This is a genomic window from Rickettsia parkeri (genome assembly GCF_051427245.1).
In the GTDB taxonomy this organism is placed as follows: domain Bacteria; phylum Pseudomonadota; class Alphaproteobacteria; order Rickettsiales; family Rickettsiaceae; genus Rickettsia; species Rickettsia rickettsii.
Genome location: NZ_CP195774.1, coordinates 604,882 through 623,090, shown reverse-complemented (window position 1 = coordinate 623,090; position 18,209 = coordinate 604,882). Strand labels below are relative to the sequence as shown.

Here is an 18,209-nt window from a genome sequence, read left to right as displayed (position 1 = left end):
TTATTTCTTATTTAGAGCAACTAAATAGATTTCCGTAGATTCACTGCGGCTGGATGAAGGTTTAAAATGTTGCACTGTTTTAAATTCACGCTTTACTTTATGTAATAATTCATTTTCTGCACCGCCACGAAAAATTTTAGCAATAAAATGACCGGAGGGTTTTAGTACTTTTAAAGCAAATTCAAAAGCTTGCTCACATAAAAGTAAGGTTCTTATATGGTCTGTAGCTTTATGACCTATGGTATTTGATGCCATATCACTCATTACTATATCAGCTCTACCGTCTAAAGCCTGAATAATTAATTCTTCCGTATCTGCTTCAAAAAAGTCCTTTTGAACAAATTCAACTCCAGCAACATGTTCAATTTCTAACACATCGATAGAGATTATTTTATTATTTAGGTTATTATCCGAAGCTTTAATCAGCTTGGAAGCTACTTGACTCCATCCCCCAGGAGCTGCTCCTAGATCAACAATTTTCATGTTAGGAGTAAAAAGTTTAAATTTTTCATGAATTTCAAGTAGTTTATATGCAGCTCTCGACCTAAAGCCGTCTATACGTGCTTTTGCAACATACGGATCGTTTAATTGGCGTCTAAGCCAATTACTAGAAGAGACGGTGCGTTTTTTAGAAGTCTTAACTCTAACGAATTTATTTCTATAACCGCTTAAATTATTTGTCATAAAATCTTTTATACTTATAAATAAATGAAGAATAAGTAGACGAAGTTTAATCTGGAAAAGAGCAAGGAATCCACAAGATGAGGCACGAAAGCCGTTAATAATACTTGAGTACCACAGTACTTATAGCCAATTTTTCAAATTAAACGAATATGCTCTTTTGCTATTTTATCTAATACAGAATTAACAAAACCAATTTCATGCTCATTTAACATATCATTTGCTATGTCCGTATATTCGTTGATTACTACTTTAGCAGGCGTAGTAGGGCAAAACAATAGCTCACATATACTAACACGCAATAAAGCTCGGAGTAAGATCGGCATATGTGCAGGATCTTTATCATTTGTTAAATGATTGTCGATAATTTCGTCTAGTTTATGAATATTTTCAAATACTGACTTTACCAGCATTTTAAAATGACTTATACTTAATGATATTTTTAAATTCTCAGGTAAATCTGTTATAGAATTATTATTTTGATAAAAAAAAAGTACATTTTGCATGATATCATCCATATCGTCGTTATTTTGCAATATGTTTTGATAAATAGCTTGCACTGCTGCAATACGTGCAATCGACTTTTTATTAATTTTATTTGAACTCATAGAGAAAAGAAATTTAAAATTTAATTTTCGTCAATGCGTAAGGTGATATGGCGTGATGTCATTCCCGTGAAAGCGGGAATGACATCGGAAACCAAGGAGCAACGTCCACTCACAACGACGAAATGATATCTATAACCTTACAATGTATACCTTAAAATAATTTATTAGTAAACTTATAAATTTTTATGCTCTCTATAATAGGATTTATTATAACACTTAGTATCTTGGTATTTATCCATGAATTTGGACATTATTGTATTGCTAGATATTTTAATGTAAAAGTTGAGGAGTTCTCGATAGGTTTTGGTAAAGCACTAATAGGCATTACCGATAAAAAAGGAGTTAGGTGGAAGATTTGCCTTATACCGTTTGGCGGTTATGTCAAGATTTACGGCTATGATCGCAGCCTTATGGATAAGACTAAAGAAGTTAACGAAAAAGTAGCTTTTGATGCTAAATCTTGTTTAGAACGTTTTTTAATCGTTGCAGCAGGTCCGTTAATTAATTATTTACTTGCCATAATAATATTTGCAGGTTTTTATTGTTACTTTGGAAAAACAGAGATTCCTCCTATAATAGGTAATGTAGTAGCTTCATCACCGGCAGAGAGAGCAGACTTAAGAGCAGGAGATAAAATTGTTAAGGTTAACGATAAGTCTGTTAAAGATTTCGGGGACGTGCAAAGAGAGATATTAATTAACGGTTTTAGCTCTTCTACTTTAACTATAGAAAGAAAAAGTGAGGAATTTATCGTTAATATAATGCCTCAAGAAATAATTATATCACCTCCCGAAGAAAAGCAAGTTAAGAAAACTCTTCGCATCGGTATTATAGCTAAAAATGAACCTATTCATACTAAAATAGGAATTTTAGGAGGATTATGGGAAGCTATTAATACTACTATAGATATGTCTGCTTTAACTCTAAACGCAATATCGCAAATGATTGTAGGAAAACGTTCATTCGATGAGATAGGAGGGCCGATAGCTATTGCTAAAGAGTCAGGCAAATCTATAGCTGGTGGAACCCAAATGTATCTGTTATTTATAGCAATGCTTTCCGTTAATTTAGGGTTACTTAACTTACTACCTATACCGGTGCTTGACGGCGGACATTTAGTATTTATATTATATGAAGCAATTACAGGTAAATTACCGCATCCTAAGACTAAAAATATTTTGTTACAATTAGGAGCAATAATCATAATTTTTCTTATTATAATTGCTGTTTCCAACGATATACAAAATTTGTTTTCCTAAATTATAGATTTGCTTGCTCTCGTTTATATTATCTACTATAGTGGAGTATATTAATTATGTTTGAATTCATTAGTTAGGAGAACTTTGTATTATTCTTAGCTAAAAGCGGAAATCCAGTTCTTTGTCATACCGCGACTTGAACGCGGTATCTAATTTATTATTTTTACCGTGGTCAAGCCACGGGATGACATTGGGTTTAAACACAGAAATTTAAATTAAATCTTAAAGAAGGTTTTAGGTGACAATCAGATCAATTAGTAAGTTAACAATTTTATTATTAACGATTTTTTATTATCATATTTCATTAGCTGACTCTGTAATTCGTAAAATAACTATCGAAGGTAATCATAGGGTTGAGCGTTCTACTATTGAGAGCTATTTAAAGCTTAAGGTAGGAGAAACCTATAATAATTCTAAAGAAGATGAGGTAATAAAACGTTTATATGCCACCTCACTTTTTAGAAATATAAATATGCATATAACAAATGATGGTAATTTAATAGTTAACGTTACTGAAACGCCTTTTATAAGTAGTGTAGTATTTAGCGGTAATTCTAAAATCAAAACTAATATGCTCGCTAAAGAAATTTACACAATGTCGGGTGAATCTCTTAGCCAAGCTAAAATTGAATTAGATGTAAAGAAAATATTAGAAATTTATAAACGTAGCGGACGTTTTGCTACTACGGTAACACCTAAAATCGAAAATTTAGAAAACAACAGAGTTAAGGTTATTTTTGATATAGCAGAAGGACCAAAAACCGGTATTAACTATATTTATTTTAGCGGTAATGAAAATTATAGTGATTCAGAACTTAAATCTATTGTTTTAACTAAAGAATCTCGTTGGTTTCGTTTTTTAGAAAGTAACGATACTTACGATCCTGATAGAATGGAGTATGATAAAGAATTACTGAGAGAGTTTTATCAATCTGTAGGTTTTGCAGATTTTAGAGTAATTTCGGCATCGGCAGAACTCAATAATACTAAAGAATATTTCACCCTTACCTATTCCATTGAAGAGGGAGAAAAATATAGCTTCGGTAATATTACAATAGACAATAAATTAACTAATATAGATATAACACCGCTTAATAAAATTGTTAATATTAAGCAAGGCAAGGTTTTCAATATGAAAAAGGTTGATGATATAGCTGAAAAAATCGGAGAATATTTTACAGCGAACGGTTACCCTGCGGTAAATGTTTATCCGGATATAATGAAAAATGCTAATCATACTGCAGATATTAAATTTATTATTGAAAAAGCCGATAAGGTTTATATTAATAAAATTAATATTATTAATAACCTTAAAACCGAAGACCCTGTTATAAGAAGAGAATTTAAAATAGAAGAAGGTGATATAATTAATCGTTCATATATTGAAAAAGGTGAGCGTAATCTTAGAAATTTAGATTATTTTGAGAAAGTAGCAATTAACTTAGCTCCGACTAAAGCTAAAGATAAATATGATGTTAACGTTGAAGTTGATGAAAAATCTACTTCCTCTATAGGTTTTGATTTAGGATATAATACTGCCGGCGGTTTATTCGGACGTTTCGCTTTCTTAGAGCGTAATTTAGTCGGTACCGGGAAACTGCTTAATGCCGGTGTACAAATAAGTAAAAACACTACAAGCTATTACGGTGGTATTACCGCACCGCACTTTTTAGATCGTGATTTATCACTTGGCGTAAACACATTTAGAAACTATACCGGACGCGGTGCTAGTGTATTAAATACAACTGATCAACGCTATAAGTTACACTCTATAGGAGTCAAAACTTCTCTTGGTTATGAAATTAAAGAGGATTTAGGTCACGAAATAGATTATTTAATCAAACGTGATACTTTAAGTGCTCCAACTCCATCAAGCTCAATATTCTTAAAGGAGCAAATGGGAAGATTCATTACTTCTGCTATAGGACATACTATTACTTATGATCAAACCGATAATAAAATTGTTCCAAAGAACGGTTATTTAGTAAGTGGCACACAAGAATTTGCCGGCGTTGGAGGTGATAACAAATATATAAAGCATGAAGTTGACGGTAAATATTATAAATCTTTCATACATAACAAGCTTACTTTAAAATTATCTGCTTCCGGAGGCGATATTGCAAGCCTTGGAGGAAAAATTATTAGAATTTCCGATCGCTTTAATTTAGGTGATTATAGTTTAAGAGGCTTTGCAAGCGGTGGTGTAGGACCTCGTGAAAAGGTCACTAACGAAGGACTTGGTGGTGAGCGATATTACACATTCTCAACAGAGCTTAATTTCCCAACACCTATACCTGAGGAATTTAATTTAACCGGTACAGTCTTTATGGATTTAGGAAGCGTTTGGGGAGTAGGCCTAAATAAGAAACAATATCAAACTCCAAACGGTTTTTATAACGATAAATCTCTTAGAGCTTCCATTGGTTTCGGCTTTATTTGGGTAACACGTTTTGCACCAATCAGAATGGATTGGGGTTTCCCGGTTAAGAAGAAGAAATATGACGATACGCAGCATTTCCATTTAAGATTTTCGACGCATTTATAAAGATGTCTCATTGTCACCCCGTGGCTTGACCACGGGGTCCAATTAAGGATGCTAGTCTTTTAGCATTTTAAAATTTTTTATTGGATTGCCACGCTCCTTGTCAGTCGTCGCTCGCAATGACGAAACATGTCTCGTAGGAATCCGTATCTCAGCATAATATAATCATATTTCAGCCGATGTAGCTCAGCTGGTAGAGCGGCGCATTCGTAATGCGTAGGTCTGGGGTTCAAATCCCCACATTGGCACCATCTTCTAAATAAAACTATAGCCCTATTTGTGATAGGCGTGGTAGAACCTGATATACTAATAATGTGTAGAAAAACGCTTTCGTGTCATACCGTGGCTTGACCACGATATCCAAAAAAATAACTTAAAATACTAATCATTTATTATCACCCTCAATTCAAGTGGTCAAAAAGTCCAGCATCTAAAGAACCTAAAGCGGTTTTAAAAAATGCTTATAAAATAAGTAATGATACTGAAAAACTTATTGCTGTTGATATAAAAAATGACCAGTTTGTAATATTTGATAATACAAGTGGTAATGTAGCTCATGTAAGGACATATCAAGAAATAGAGAGAGATGCTGTTTTAAAAAATAACCTAATCACAACAAAAATATGCAAATAAGGTAATAAAAACTTTAATGAAACCTCGAAGCGGTATAAATTATTAGAATAACAAAATGAACTAAACAATGACAGATAAATTATGGTATGCAAAAATAAATGAAGAAGATGCATATATCAGAAAAACACTTCAAGAATATATAGATTTATATTTCTTTGATTCTGTAGAATTTAAAGCAGTAGAAGATATAACCTTAGAAAATTTAGGTGAATTATATGATACTGGAGAAATATTAGAAGAATATTTCGATTATGTTTTTATGGATGATGAAAAATATATACATTATCCTAAATATTCTAAAGAGGATAGACGTAATTTAGGTTGGTTATTGATAGTACCTTATATACAAATGTGTAATCCAAGACTATTTCCAGAAGATGTCCCGCATTTAATAGAATTTTTACACGCTAAAGATGGAGAAGTGACAAAGGCTCAAGAAAAGCTAAATACCTACCTTGCCCAATTTGATTTAATGAAAAGACAAGATGAAGATTACAGATGCTGGGAAGCAATCACGAAAGAACGTCAGCAAGCTATAGCAGAAAATAAACCTTTACCAATAAGACCTATGAGTATTGAACTATCAAAATGCTTGAAAGATTGAAGTGGGAAACTTTTTTAAGACCATCATAGAGCTAGCGAAAGCATCGGGAGTACAGCTGGCAAAGATGATAGCGATAGAGAAAGTAACGGAACTTGCAGTAAATGCTGTAAATAACAACGCACTATCTGGTTTAGGGCAGAAGATAGAGAATAAAATAGCGGGGAGCGTTACTCCAACTTTAAATTCTAATAACGGGATATTGCTAAGTGCTTACAGTCGTTTAGAGCAGGACGGTAACAAGAGAATATGACGCCATTCGTGATTCCCTGAACCAATAAATATAGGCCAGATTGCAGCAACTGCGGTAATGCACTTTATTAACCGCAAGGTCACCTGAGTATTTTAAACTGGATCTCGCTACAAATGAGCTAGGATGACAGGGTGGAATTAATCCATGCAACAACACCAATGCTACACGGAAATGACAATAAGGTCTTTTTAAGCATGGGGTAAAACAAAACTACCTTTTTTAGGTAATTCCACCATTATATTTTGTAAAGAATTATAAGTTGTTGCTAAAAAATAATATATACTTAGCTTTATATAAAAAGTGAAAGCCAATTGTCACCTTTTATATTCAACTTCTTAAGCCGAATAGCAGATTATGTAATAATTCGCTATTTGTGTTAATTAACTATTATCTTTTTTCTTGGAGGAATATAGATTGTTTCATCTTCAGCATGCGAAATCTTTTCTAAAAGTCCGATAAAACGGTCGTTATTAGGTACTAGCTTTACTATCGCCCACCCCTCTTCTATTGATTTCTTTATGCGTTCTATATCAGATTTATGCTCTGAAAAAGATATAACTTTTTGTGCTGGGTTTTGCATATTGATAAATCAATTATAGTTAATTGACATTATAGTAAATATTTTTCATAAATCAATCACATATTTATTATTTGCTAAATATAAATAAAATGATTACCATATATTATGTCTTGTCTACTTATATCCTAATCAATAGTTTAATTAAAAATTAACAGTTGTACGATGATTTTTTATTTTAAACATATATGTCACTTATTAACTTTATTTAATTTAAACTGTATAATTTAATTATGTCAAATGATAATTTACAACCGCCTGCTCTTTCTAAAAAGCAATTATTTGCTTTTTTTGGTATGGTTGTCGGCATGTTTATGTCGGTACTTGATATTCAAATTGTCGCTAGCTCATTATCCGTAATAGCTGCCGGTCTTGCCGCTTCAAGCGATGAACTTTCTTGGGTTCAAACATCGTACTTAATAGCTGAAGTTATCATTATTCCTATTACCGGCTTTTTAGCAAGGTTACTTACTACTAGAATTTCTTATTTTATTGCAGCTTTAGGGTTTACGGTTATGAGCGTATTATGTTCGCTTGCAACTAATATTGAATCCATGATTATCTTTAGAGCATTACAAGGCTTTTTTGGCGGTGCTATGATACCGACGGTCTTTAGTACCGTTTTTATACTTTTTCCTGCATCGCAACGTCCTATCGTTACTATCTTAATTGGACTTGTCGTAACTGTTGCCCCTACTTTAGGACCTACACTCGGTGGATATATTACGGAGATTTTATCATGGCATTTTATGTTTTTATTAAACGTCATACCCGGTATTTTCGTATGTACGGTAGTTTTTTTATATGGGGATTTTGATAAACCAAATTATAAATTACTGAAAAATTTTGATTTTCTCGGTATATTATTAATGGCTTTAACGCTTGGCTTATTACAGTATGTGTTAGAAGAAGGAAACAAAAAAGGTTGGCTTGAGGATAATTTAATATTATTCTTAAGTATTACAGTAGTTTTAGGTTTTATTTTATTAATCATTAGAGAACTAACCTTTATTAATCCAATTTTAGACTTAAAAACATTTCTTTATAAAGACTTTACTTTTGGTTGCCTTTATTCGTTCGTTATGGGTATCGGATTATACGGGGCAGTATATATATTACCGCTATTTCTCTTTACTATTGCCGGATATGATACATTACAAATCGGGGCTACTATGATGGTGACGGGCGGAGCACAATTTTTATCTGCACCACTCGCCGGTAGAATGTTAGGGTTAGGGGTAGATTTACGCCTGATGCTTATTATAGGTCTTGGAGGGTTTGCTCTTGGATGTCATTTGAATAGTTTTCTAACGCCTGATTCTAAATTTGCTGCATTTGTGCTTCCTCAATTTGTTAGAGGGCTTTCATTAATGTTTTGTTTTATACCGACTAATAATATAGCTCTTGGCAATATGCCAAAAGAAAGAGTAGGTAACGCTAGCGGGCTTTATAATCTTACTCGTAATTTAGGAGGAGCGGTAGGGCTTGCAATAATCAGTACTATACTTACTAATGATACTAAAACCTTTATGCAATATTTATCGGAAAATATCTCGTCTACTTCTATAATAGCATTAGAACAACTAGATTCTTATACTGAATTATTAAGCGGAAAAGTTTTAAATCCCGAAAAAGCATCATATTTGTTATTAGCAAACAAATTAAATCATGATGCTTTTGTAATTGCAATAAATAATATATTTAATATGATAGGGCTGTTATTTGTATTTATAATGCTACTAATACCTTTTACTTCAAATATCAAATTAACCGAAAATGTTAATGCTCACTAAAATTAAATTTATATTATATTTTCCTTGGTTATTATTAGAAATATGGAAATCGGCTTTCGCGGTTATTAAAATAATTTGGCAAAGAAAGATAGGAATAGAGCCAGTTTTTGAATGGGTTGACGCAGAAGGGCTAGAAGAAATAGGCGAAATAATTTATGGTAATTCGATTACTCTAACTCCAGGTACAGTAACACTTGATATAAATAATAATATGTTATTAGTGCATGCACTCAATAAATCATCGATTACCGACCTACAAAGAGGTATAATGATTAAAAAAATTAAGCAGATATTAAAAACAACTTGAAGCAGAAAATGATATCAGATATAAACGCTCTAAAGTATAAAAAAGTTTTACTTAAAGTGTCAGGGGAAGCTTTAATGGGAGATAAGCAATTTGGGCATGAATATGACGTAATAAAAAAGATTGCCATCGATATTAAAGAAGTTATCGATTTAGGAGTAGAAGTCGCTATTGTAGTCGGCGGTGGAAATATTTACCGCGGGATTAATGCAGCACTTGTCGGTATGGACCGAGCTTCAGCGGATTATATAGGTATGCTTGCAACGGTGATTAATGCTTTAACTTTACAAAACGTTATGGAAAGCCTCAATATCTATACAAGAGTTCTATCGGCTATTCCTATGATGAGCGTGTGCGAACCTTATATTCGCCGCAAAGCTAAAAGACATATGGAAAAAAAGCGTGTAGTAATTTTTGCCGGCGGTACGGGTAACCCGTTTTGTACAACCGATAGTGCCGCAGTACTTCGCGCAATCGAAATGAATTGCGATATTTTATTAAAAGCAACTCAGGTTGACGGTGTATATGATTCCGACCCTAAAAAAAATCCGGATGCTAAAAAATATTTCACTATTAGCTATAAAGATGTTATAACTAATAACCTGCAAGTCATGGATACGGCAGCTATTGCAGTTGCAAGAGAAAATAAATTACCTATAAGGGTATTTTCGATAAAAGAACAGGGAAATTTTGCTAGAGTAATACAAGATAAGGGGGAACATACGACAATTGAGGAATAATATATTGTAGTGTGAATTGTTGTATGATTTTTATGTCATTTCCGCATAGGTGTTGTTGCGTAGAGACTAAATCGTCATTGCGAGCAGCTGTAGGCTGCGTGGCAATCTAGAAAAAATAATAAAAAATTCTGTAGATCAGAATTTTTTACTAGGTTGCTTCGTCAAAACTTATAGTTTGTCCTTGCAATGACGGAAAAACCAATCTACGCGGGAATTACATCGGGGACATTTCCTAATACATATAACAATGTCTCAATTCGTGTACTAATAATATATGGATAAATAAAGATGGATAAAGAGCATTTAAAGAAAAACTTACAAGAAAAGATGGAGAAAGCTCTAAAAGTTTTAGATCATGAACTTAAAGGGCTACGTACCGGTAGAGCTTCAGTGAATTTACTTGATAGCGTAACCGTGGAAGCTTACGGGAGTAAAATGCCGCTTTCACAAGTTGCTTCTCTATCCACCCCTGATGCACGAACAATTAACGTGCAGGTTTGGGATAAATCTATGGTATCATCGGTAGAGAAAGGAATTACGATAGCAAATCTTGGCTTAACTCCTGCAACGGACGGTCAATTAATCAGACTGCCGATACCGGCTTTAACTGAAGAAAGACGTACAGAACTGGTAAAACTTGCTCATAAATACGGTGAAGATACTAAAATTTCATTACGTAATATTAGAAGAGACGGCAATGAAGCACTTAAAAAGCTAGAAAAGGATAACGTTATCGCAAAAGATGAGCATCATAGCTTATCTGAACAAGTACAAAAGCTAACCGATGATTATAGTAGTAAAGTTGACTCGGTAATAAAACAAAAAGAACAAGAAATAATGACTGTTTAATTTTCTATGTCATTCCTGCTTTAGATTTGTTTCGTGGATACTAAATCATCATTGCGAGGAGGCCATTGTTGCGTGGGCCGGTAAAATCCACTGTGTCACCCCGTGGCTTGACCACAGGGTCTATAAAAACAATAAAAAATACTAATAATTTTATAACTGGATCCCACAATCAAGTCGCGGAATGACAGCAGTGGAATTGATCCACGCAACAATACCTTGCGAGGAGAAAAGCGGCGTGGCAATCCAGAAAAATCGATCCATGCAACAATGCTACGCGAGAATGACATACATTGAATCTATACTGACAAAATAAAATGACAAAATTAGTTAGAGATTTAATTCCAGAAATTATCTTAAAATCAGGCAGGATACCAGTTACTCATATTGCTGAATCATATGAGTATAAAGAATTATTAAAAAATAAACTACTAGAAGAAATAGAGGAAATTTTACAAGATGAGTATATGGAGAAGTTGCCGATATATTAGAAATACTTGAAACAATCTGTAATATTAATGGCTATAAACTAAAAGATATATTAAAAATTAAAAAACAAAAAGAAAGTTAATGGTGGTTTTGATAATAAGATAATTTTAGAAAAAATAACTAATTAGCTTTTTTGCCTTAATAAAATAAATGAGTCATGCAATAAAATCGGCTATAGAACCTTGTATCACAGGCTGTATCCAGGATCTAGCTCACAAGTCGCAGGACGACAGAAATACCGTTACAAACAGGCAAGCCTTCACAGGAATAACATCAGACTATACCACTCAAAATAATAAAACTATGATAACAAAAGAAGAAGCACAGAAAATAGCAAAATTAGCTAGATTAAAATTTGAAGAAGATACTGTAGAAAAATTTTTTACTCAGCTTAGTACTATTATGGATATGATCGATATTTTAAATGAAATAGATTGCAAAGATATAGAGCCTTTAACTTCGGTTTGTAATATGAATGCTAGAATGCGAGAGGACGCCGTTACAAGTTCTGATTTATCAAGTGAGTTATTTGATAATGTAAGTGGAAATAGTGCTCAGCTGGCTAAAGAAGTAAAATATTTTATCACTCCAAAGGTTGTTGAATAATTATGACGGAACTAAACAAACTAACAGTAGCAGACAGTATAAAAGGTCTAAAAAATAAAGATTTTACAAGTACGGAATTAATAGGTGCACATATTAAACAAATAGAGAAGCATAGAAACCTAAATGCTTATGTTACCGACACTTTTGACTTAGCTTTAAAACAGGCTGAAGCAGCCGATCAAAATTATGCTCAAAATAACGCAAGAACCCTTGAGGGTATCCCGTTTGCCGCTAAAGATCTTTTCTGCACGAAAGGAATTAGAACTACGGCATGTTCTAATATACTGAAAAATTTTATACCTAATTATGAATCAAGTGTTACACAAAATATTTTTGATAAGGGCGGTGTGATGCTCGGCAAAACCAATATGGATGAGTTTGCTATGGGTTCAGCAAATATCACTAGTTGTTTTGGAAATGTAATTAGCCCTTGGAAAGCAAATGATGATAATGCTGATTTAGTTCCAGGCGGTTCTTCAGGCGGTTCAGCTGCAGCAGTTAGCGGATTTATGGCATCTGCTGCTCTTGGTAGCGATACGGGCGGCTCGGTACGTCAACCTGCAAGCTTTACGGGTTTAGTCGGTTTTAAACCGACATATGGTCGTTGCTCAAGATACGGAATGATATCGTTTGCTAGCTCCCTTGATCAAGCAGGAATATTTACTAGAAGCGTTTTAGACAGTAGCATTATGCTTGAAGCGATGATGGGGTTTGACGAAAAAGATTCTACTTCGATTAAAGCAGAAGTTCCAGAGCTACAATCCGCTATCGGAAGTTCTATGAAAAATATGAAGATAGGCGTACCTCTTAGCCTTGGTGAGGGCAGTATTATTGAACCTGATATTATGAAAATGTGGCAGGATACCATAGAACTACTTAAAAACGCCGGTGCTGAAATAGTTGATATTACTTTGCCGCATGCTAAATACGGTGTTGCTGTTTATTACGTAATAGCCCCGGCTGAAGCTTCTTCAAATTTATCTAGATATGACGGCATTAGATACGGTCTTCGAGTAGAACGTGAAAATATGACGCTTGACGAAATGTATGAAATGACTAGATCAACTGGATTTGGGGAGGAAGTAAAACGTCGTATTATGATTGGAACATATGTGCTATCATCTAGTGGTATGGATGCATATTATCTAAAAGCTCAAAAAGTACGTCGTTTAGTTGCAAACGATTTTAATAATGCTTTTGCAAAAGTTGATGCCATTTTATTACCGGCTGCCCCGACTGCAGCTTTTAAGATTGGTGAAAAACAAAATGATCCGACTATTATGTATTTAAACGATTTATTTACTATTCCTGCAAGTTTAGCCGGTTTACCTTGTGCATCGGTTCCTGCTGGATTATCGGCACACGGTTTACCTCTTGGGATACAGATTATAGGTAAACAATTAGACGAATATAATGTTTTGAAAGTAGCATCGACAATTGAGTCAGGTGTAAAACATATTAAATTTGAACCAAAGGGTTTTTAATTATGGCATATATTGAAGGTAATACGGGGAAATGGGAATATGTAATAGGGCTTGAAATCCATGCTCAAATTTCCTCAAAATCTAAGCTTTTTTCAGGAAGTAGTACTATTTTTGCAGCAAATCCAAATTCGCAGGTTTCCTATGTCGATGCAGCAATGCCCGGGATGTTACCGGTATTAAATAAGCATTGTGTACACCAAGCAATTAAAACAGGGCTTGGGCTTAAAGCTAAAATAAATAAATATTCGGTATTTGACCGTAAAAATTATTTTTATGCCGATCTGCCGCAAGGTTACCAAATTTCGCAATTTTACTATCCTATAGTACAAAACGGCACTATGGAAATACCGACTAGTACCGGCGATCTTAAAACTATTCGTATTAACCGTTTGCATTTAGAGCAAGATGCGGGTAAATCTATGCATGATCAATCACCACATTACAGCTTTATCGATTTGAATCGTGCCGGTATTGGACTTATGGAAATTGTGACCGAACCTGATATATCATCACCGGAAGAAGCAGCTGAATTTGTAAAAAAGCTAAGAAACTTGTTACGTTATATTGGCAGCTGTGACGGTGATATGGAAAAAGGCTCGATGCGTTGCGATGCTAATATTTCAGTAAGACGTAGCGGCGAACCACTCGGCACAAGATGCGAAATTAAAAATATTAATTCAATTCGTAACATCATTAAAGCAATAGAATTTGAAGCTAAAAGACAAGTGGACTTGCTTGAAAGCGGTGAAGAAATAATTCAAGAAACACGCCTATTTAATGCCGATAGCGGCGAAACAAGAACTATGCGTTTAAAAGAAGAAGCACTTGATTATAGATATTTTCCTGATCCCGATTTATTACCGCTTGTTATTTCTGATGAGTTAATAAATGAGCTAAAAGCAAATTTACCTGAGCTACCTGATCAAAAGATTGAAAAATATACGAAGGAATTTAGCTTAAGTAAATATGATGCCGAAGTAATAGTAGCCGATGAATCGGTTGCTGAGTATTTTGAGAAAGCAGCAAATGAATGTAACCCTAAAATGCTTACTAATTGGCTAACTAGTGAATTATTTGGCCAATTAAATAAAGCATCGATAGGAATAAATGAATGCAAAATTACCCCCAGTAACTTTGCAAAACTGGTAAAATTAATAGAAAATGATACTATTTCCGGTAAAATTGCAAAAACCGTTTTTGAAATTATGTTTGAAACCGGTAAAGCACCTGATAAAATAGTAGAAGAAAAAGGACTTGTACAAGTTTCGGATAATAACGTGCTAAACACGGTAATTGACGAGGTAATAGCTGAAAATCCTGAATCAGTAGAGGGTTATAGAAGTGGTAAGGATAAATTATTCGGTTTCTTTGTAGGACAGGTAATGAAAAAAACCGGCGGTAAGGCTAATCCGACGCTTGTGAATCAGTTTTTAAAGGAGAAATTGAGTTCTTGATGCTATTCCTTTGAAGATATTGCCCGAGTGGATAGATTTTTCTGTCATTGCGAGCAGCCATAGACTTTGTTGCATGGCTCGGTTTCATCGTTATTGCAAGCAGCCGTAGGCTACATAGCAATCTCGCCAAATATCCTGAGATTGCTTCGTCAATTACTACGTAATTTTCCTCGCAATGACGATTTGATATCCGTACAACAAGGGCAATGCCTCGTAGGATGACACAGAACATACTCAAACTTAAAACATTATTTTTATGAAATTTCTGAAAATATTTTTACTATCTTGCTTACTAGTTTCTTGTGAAAAAAAAGAAACGGAAAAAACTTTAATAGTCGGTACTGCCGCAGATAATCCTCCTTATGAATTTATCCAAGACGGAGAGATTGTTGGGATTGATATTGATATTATCAAAGCAATAAGCGAACGTCTAAATAAAAAAGTTATCATAAAAAACTTCGACTTTAACGGTTTACTTGCAGCTTTGGTTAGTGAAAATATTGATGTTGCGGTGGCGGAGCTTTCCGTAACACGGAGCGTGCTGAATATATCAGCTTTTCCAATAATTATGCTACTGCAAGATTTGCCATAATATATAGAACAGGTGATAATATACAAAATAGCAAAGATCTAGAAAATAAAATAGTAGGGGTACAGCTCGGTAGTGTTTTAGAAAAAAAAGCACACGATCTATCACAGACGATAAATATTAAAGTTCATTCTTTAGCAAATCATTTAATGTTGGTTGAAGAATTAAAAGCCAGAGTCATAGATGCTATTATTTCTGAGGAATTTCAAGGCAAAAAATTAAAAGAAAATAATTCAAATTTAGAAAGCAGTACTTTAGAAGAATTTTCATCCGATTTTGCTATAGGCATGTCTAAAAACTCAGGACTAATTAATGAAATTAATGAGGCAATCGATTCATTAAAAAAAGACGGAACCATTAACAAAATTATGAAAAAATGGCTGGGACAGTAACAGAAAGTCAATTTAAAGATGCTATGAGCCGATTCCCTCAGGGAGTGACTATTATAACAACAAATTGCAATAACGAACTTTTTGGCTTTACTGCTAGTTCTCTTACTTCCGTATCTTTAAAACCGCCGTTAATATTATTTTGTCTTAATAAAAACTCTTTTAGTATCAACAGTTTTCAAAAAAGTGATAAGTTTGCAATTAGTATTTTAGCAGAGAATCAAATTGATATCTCAAAACATTTTGCTAAATCACAATCTAATAAATTTACAAAAATTGATTATGAGCTTGGTAATAAAACTGATTGCCCTTTAATAAACGGTGCAACTTATCATATAGAGTGTAATAAATATGCTTCTTACGATGCTGGTGATCATGTTATATTTATCGGTGAAGTAATAAATACCGCTATTAAAAATGATTTAAAGCCTCTATTATATTTTCATAAATCGTATACAAAGATTTAATTTTGGTTATTTTTTGCTGCAAATTATAAGATTTTTTGAAATATAAGTAACTATTCCAGCAAAAATCTTATTAATTTTCGCTAAAAAATACCTCAAAATAGCCAATCAATTAGAAATATTCACAGAACCTAGTTTAATTTGAAAAATTGGCGTCGTATAATAAGATCTGCGGTTCAAACTATATTAAGTATATACTGCGATCCAAGGACTTTAGATGCCTTGCTCTTGTCCAAATTAAACTTCGTCTACTTACTGTTCATTTATTAGGAGTATACATTGCCAATATGTTAAATATCGGTCTTAGTGGTTCTACCGGTAAAATGGGAGAAACCATTCTAGAGAGAATAGATAAATTTAAAGATTGCAAAATTGCAGCAAAATTTAATAGTACTAATAATTTAGATGATTTAGATAATTTTTGTAAAAATTCTGATGTGATCATCGATTTTTCTACCCCTGAAATATTAGAAAAATTAATTAATTATGCATTAAAACATAATACAAAATTAGTAATCGGAACCACAGGTCTCCAACCTCAACATTTTAAGCTTTTAGAAAAAGCAGCTCAAACTTTACCTGTTTTATATTCTGCAAATATGAGTATAGGAGCTAATTTGCTTAGCTATCTAGCTAAAGAAGTAACAAAAATACTAGATGATTACGATGTTGAAATTCTAGAAACGCATCACCGTAATAAAAAAGATTCACCCTCAGGAACTGCTGTTATGTCTTGCTGAAACAATTGCCAGCAAAAAAGGATTAAATATAACATTTAATCGTGGTAATAGACTAAGAAGCGAAAAAGAAATAGGTATTTCCTCGCTTCGTGGTGGAAATGTTCACGGTATACATGAAATATCTTTCCTAGGTGACGATGAAATAATCACCTTAAAACACGAAGCTCTGAATAAAAATTCTTTTTCTATTGGTGCAATTAAAGCCGCTATTTGGCTACAAGATAAACCTTCTGCTTTATATTCAATGCAAGATATTTATAAAATATAATTAATATAGCTTGAAAAAATACCTTTAAGAGGCTATATTTTATTATGTAAATAACATAATCCTAAGGTTACTTATGATCGATTATACAAAAACTTTAACTGCCACCTCAAAAAATAAAACTTTTGATGAAGGCTTAAGACAATACATGCTTAAAGTATATAATTATATGGCTTTAGCACTTTTACTAACCGGTGTAGCAGCCGTAACGACTATATCAGTTGAGCCTATTTATAATTTAATGTTTCAAACAGGTTTCGGTACTATTATAATGTTTGCTCCGCTCGGTATTGCTTTATATTTCTTTATGGGCTTCGGACAAATGAACCTGCCAACGGCACAAATATTATTTTGGGTTTATGCCGGTTTAACCGGTATGTCGCTTGCATATTTAGCTCTTATTTATACCGGTGCATCAATAGCTCGTACTTTCTTTATTTGCTCTTCCGTTTTTGGAGCAATGAGTTTATACGGTTATAGCACAAGTAGAGATTTAACATCTATGGGTTCATTTTTTGCAATGGGTCTTATAGGTCTTATCATTGCTTCATTAGTCAACTTGTTTCTAAAAAGCTCGGCTCTTTCTTTTGCTACTTCTCTTATTGGAATAGTAATATTTATGGGATTAATTGCTTGGGATACTCAAAAGATTAAGTCTATGTATTACATGGCAGGAAACGATGAAGTAGGACAAAAGCTTTCTATTATGGCAGCCTTTACTTTATATTTAGATTTTATAAATCTTTTCCTATATTTAATGAGATTTTTAGGCAATAGAAGAGATTAATTGGTATCATTCTTGCAAAGTCATGATTTTATTTCATTGCTTCGGTTTTTTCATTGTTATATCACGATCAAATCTATAGTACTGAATAGTTTTTAAAAAGACCTG

At 33.3% G+C, this 18,209-nt stretch carries 17 protein-coding genes, 1 tRNA gene and 2 pseudogenes; 17 read left to right on the top strand and 3 right to left on the bottom strand.

Features of this window, described 5'->3' with window-relative positions; genetic code table 11:
• Together ACSFFC_RS03520 and nusB are read right to left on the bottom strand one after the other, a co-directional pair.
• The gene (locus tag ACSFFC_RS03520) at positions 1-684 is read right to left on the bottom strand and encodes an RlmE family RNA methyltransferase (RefSeq protein WP_014410397.1); all 684 of its coding nucleotides are present in this window, start codon (positions 682-684) and stop codon (positions 1-3) included.
• Between the two features lie 134 nt (positions 685-818).
• Positions 819-1,289: a transcription antitermination factor NusB gene (nusB, locus tag ACSFFC_RS03515; protein WP_014410396.1), complete on the bottom strand. Its 471-nt coding sequence runs from the start codon at positions 1,287-1,289 to the stop codon at positions 819-821.
• Positions 1,290-1,474: 185 nt separating this feature from the next.
• Here nusB and rseP point away from each other — a divergent pair, with 185 nt between their 5' ends.
• The 5 genes from rseP (at position 1,475) to ACSFFC_RS03490 (ending at position 6,577) form a co-directional block, all read left to right on the top strand.
• The gene (gene rseP / locus ACSFFC_RS03510; protein ID WP_014410395.1) at positions 1,475-2,548 is read left to right on the top strand and encodes an RIP metalloprotease RseP; all 1,074 of its coding nucleotides are present in this window, start codon (positions 1,475-1,477) and stop codon (positions 2,546-2,548) included.
• A 238-nt stretch (positions 2,549-2,786) separates the two neighbouring features.
• Complete coding sequence (bamA, locus tag ACSFFC_RS03505; RefSeq protein ID WP_014410394.1) at positions 2,787-5,093, top strand: outer membrane protein assembly factor BamA; 2,307 nt, start codon at positions 2,787-2,789, stop codon at positions 5,091-5,093.
• Positions 5,094-5,265: 172 nt separating this feature from the next.
• Positions 5,266-5,341, top strand: a tRNA-Thr gene (locus tag ACSFFC_RS03500).
• Positions 5,342-5,790: 449 nt separating this feature from the next.
• Positions 5,791-6,327 carry a hypothetical protein gene (locus tag ACSFFC_RS03495; RefSeq protein WP_014410393.1) on the top strand — a complete coding sequence of 179 codons (537 nt, stop codon included), beginning with the start codon at positions 5,791-5,793 and terminating at the stop codon, positions 6,325-6,327.
• Positions 6,328-6,391: 64 nt separating this feature from the next.
• Positions 6,392-6,577 carry a hypothetical protein gene (locus tag ACSFFC_RS03490; RefSeq protein ID WP_014273210.1) on the top strand — a complete coding sequence of 62 codons (186 nt, stop codon included), beginning with the start codon at positions 6,392-6,394 and terminating at the stop codon, positions 6,575-6,577.
• A gap of 376 nt (positions 6,578-6,953) precedes the next feature.
• On the opposite strand, the gene ACSFFC_RS03485 is transcribed toward ACSFFC_RS03490, so the two are convergent.
• Entirely contained in the window at positions 6,954-7,157 is a 204-nt protein-coding gene (locus ACSFFC_RS03485) for a DUF2674 domain-containing protein (protein ID WP_004996604.1), read from the bottom strand.
• Positions 7,158-7,387: 230 nt separating this feature from the next.
• Here ACSFFC_RS03485 and ACSFFC_RS03480 point away from each other — a divergent pair, with 230 nt between their 5' ends.
• The 12 genes and pseudogenes from ACSFFC_RS03480 to ACSFFC_RS03425 all read left to right on the top strand — a co-directional run bounded on the left by ACSFFC_RS03480 (position 7,388) and on the right by ACSFFC_RS03425 (position 18,104).
• Positions 7,388-8,947: a DHA2 family efflux MFS transporter permease subunit gene (locus ACSFFC_RS03480; protein WP_014410391.1), complete on the top strand. Its 1,560-nt coding sequence runs from the start codon at positions 7,388-7,390 to the stop codon at positions 8,945-8,947.
• Entirely contained in the window at positions 8,931-9,254 is a 324-nt protein-coding gene (locus ACSFFC_RS03475; protein WP_004996606.1) for a monovalent cation/H+ antiporter subunit E, read from the top strand. Before ACSFFC_RS03480 ends, ACSFFC_RS03475 begins: the two co-directional genes overlap by 17 nt.
• Positions 9,255-9,262: 8 nt before the next feature.
• A complete protein-coding gene (gene pyrH, locus ACSFFC_RS03470; RefSeq protein WP_014410390.1) occupies positions 9,263-9,991 on the top strand; it encodes a UMP kinase in 729 nt (242 codons plus the stop codon).
• Positions 9,992-10,279: 288 nt separating this feature from the next.
• Entirely contained in the window at positions 10,280-10,840 is a 561-nt protein-coding gene (gene frr, locus ACSFFC_RS03465; protein WP_012736453.1) for a ribosome recycling factor, read from the top strand.
• 314 nt (positions 10,841-11,154) lie between these two features.
• Positions 11,155-11,328, top strand: coding sequence for a nucleoside triphosphate pyrophosphohydrolase family protein (locus tag ACSFFC_RS03460; protein ID WP_014410389.1), 174 nt, complete (start codon positions 11,155-11,157; stop codon positions 11,326-11,328).
• A 301-nt stretch (positions 11,329-11,629) separates the two neighbouring features.
• Positions 11,630-11,932, top strand: coding sequence for an Asp-tRNA(Asn)/Glu-tRNA(Gln) amidotransferase subunit GatC (gene gatC, locus ACSFFC_RS03455; protein WP_014410388.1), 303 nt, complete (start codon positions 11,630-11,632; stop codon positions 11,930-11,932).
• Between the two features lie 2 nt (positions 11,933-11,934).
• Positions 11,935-13,416 (top strand): Asp-tRNA(Asn)/Glu-tRNA(Gln) amidotransferase subunit GatA, encoded by a 1,482-nt coding sequence (gene gatA / locus ACSFFC_RS03450; protein WP_014410387.1) that lies wholly within the window; start codon positions 11,935-11,937, stop codon positions 13,414-13,416.
• Positions 13,417-13,418: 2 nt separating this feature from the next.
• Positions 13,419-14,870, top strand: coding sequence for an Asp-tRNA(Asn)/Glu-tRNA(Gln) amidotransferase subunit GatB (gene gatB / locus ACSFFC_RS03445; protein ID WP_014410386.1), 1,452 nt, complete (start codon positions 13,419-13,421; stop codon positions 14,868-14,870).
• A 256-nt stretch (positions 14,871-15,126) separates the two neighbouring features.
• A pseudogene (locus ACSFFC_RS03440) lies at positions 15,127-15,851 on the top strand (ABC transporter substrate-binding protein).
• The gene (locus tag ACSFFC_RS03435; RefSeq protein ID WP_010976860.1) at positions 15,836-16,315 is read left to right on the top strand and encodes a flavin reductase family protein; all 480 of its coding nucleotides are present in this window, start codon (positions 15,836-15,838) and stop codon (positions 16,313-16,315) included. Before ACSFFC_RS03440 ends, ACSFFC_RS03435 begins: the two are co-directional and overlap by 16 nt.
• 284 nt (positions 16,316-16,599) lie before the next feature.
• Positions 16,600-17,320: pseudogene (gene dapB, locus ACSFFC_RS03430) on the top strand (4-hydroxy-tetrahydrodipicolinate reductase).
• Between the two features lie 73 nt (positions 17,321-17,393).
• Positions 17,394-18,104: a Bax inhibitor-1/YccA family protein gene (locus ACSFFC_RS03425; protein ID WP_014410384.1), complete on the top strand. Its 711-nt coding sequence runs from the start codon at positions 17,394-17,396 to the stop codon at positions 18,102-18,104.
• The last annotated feature ends 105 nt before the right edge of the window (positions 18,105-18,209 follow it).

Excerpts from the sequence above, each read along its gene's own strand:
- rseP (WP_014410395.1), top strand. The coding sequence starts at position 1,475 with ATGCTCTCTATAATAGGATTTATTATAACACTTAGTATCTTGGTATTT.
- gatA (WP_014410387.1), top strand. The coding sequence starts at position 11,935 with ATGACGGAACTAAACAAACTAACAGTAGCAGACAGTATAAAAGGTCTA.
- gatB (WP_014410386.1), top strand. The coding sequence starts at position 13,419 with ATGGCATATATTGAAGGTAATACGGGGAAATGGGAATATGTAATAGGG.
- ACSFFC_RS03490 (WP_014273210.1), top strand. The coding sequence starts at position 6,392 with ATGATAGCGATAGAGAAAGTAACGGAACTTGCAGTAAATGCTGTAAAT.
- pyrH (WP_014410390.1), top strand. The coding sequence starts at position 9,263 with ATGATATCAGATATAAACGCTCTAAAGTATAAAAAAGTTTTACTTAAA.
- nusB (WP_014410396.1), bottom strand. The coding sequence starts at position 1,289 with ATGAGTTCAAATAAAATTAATAAAAAGTCGATTGCACGTATTGCAGCA.
- ACSFFC_RS03495 (WP_014410393.1), top strand. The coding sequence starts at position 5,791 with ATGACAGATAAATTATGGTATGCAAAAATAAATGAAGAAGATGCATAT.
- gatC (WP_014410388.1), top strand. The coding sequence starts at position 11,630 with ATGATAACAAAAGAAGAAGCACAGAAAATAGCAAAATTAGCTAGATTA.
- ACSFFC_RS03485 (WP_004996604.1), bottom strand. The coding sequence starts at position 7,157 with ATGCAAAACCCAGCACAAAAAGTTATATCTTTTTCAGAGCATAAATCT.
- ACSFFC_RS03425 (WP_014410384.1), top strand. The coding sequence starts at position 17,394 with ATGATCGATTATACAAAAACTTTAACTGCCACCTCAAAAAATAAAACT.
- frr (WP_012736453.1), top strand. The coding sequence starts at position 10,280 with ATGGATAAAGAGCATTTAAAGAAAAACTTACAAGAAAAGATGGAGAAA.
- ACSFFC_RS03480 (WP_014410391.1), top strand. The coding sequence starts at position 7,388 with ATGTCAAATGATAATTTACAACCGCCTGCTCTTTCTAAAAAGCAATTA.
- ACSFFC_RS03475 (WP_004996606.1), top strand. The coding sequence starts at position 8,931 with ATGTTAATGCTCACTAAAATTAAATTTATATTATATTTTCCTTGGTTA.
- ACSFFC_RS03435 (WP_010976860.1), top strand. The coding sequence starts at position 15,836 with ATGGCTGGGACAGTAACAGAAAGTCAATTTAAAGATGCTATGAGCCGA.
- ACSFFC_RS03520 (WP_014410397.1), bottom strand. The coding sequence starts at position 684 with ATGACAAATAATTTAAGCGGTTATAGAAATAAATTCGTTAGAGTTAAG.
- ACSFFC_RS03460 (WP_014410389.1), top strand. The coding sequence starts at position 11,155 with ATGACAAAATTAGTTAGAGATTTAATTCCAGAAATTATCTTAAAATCA.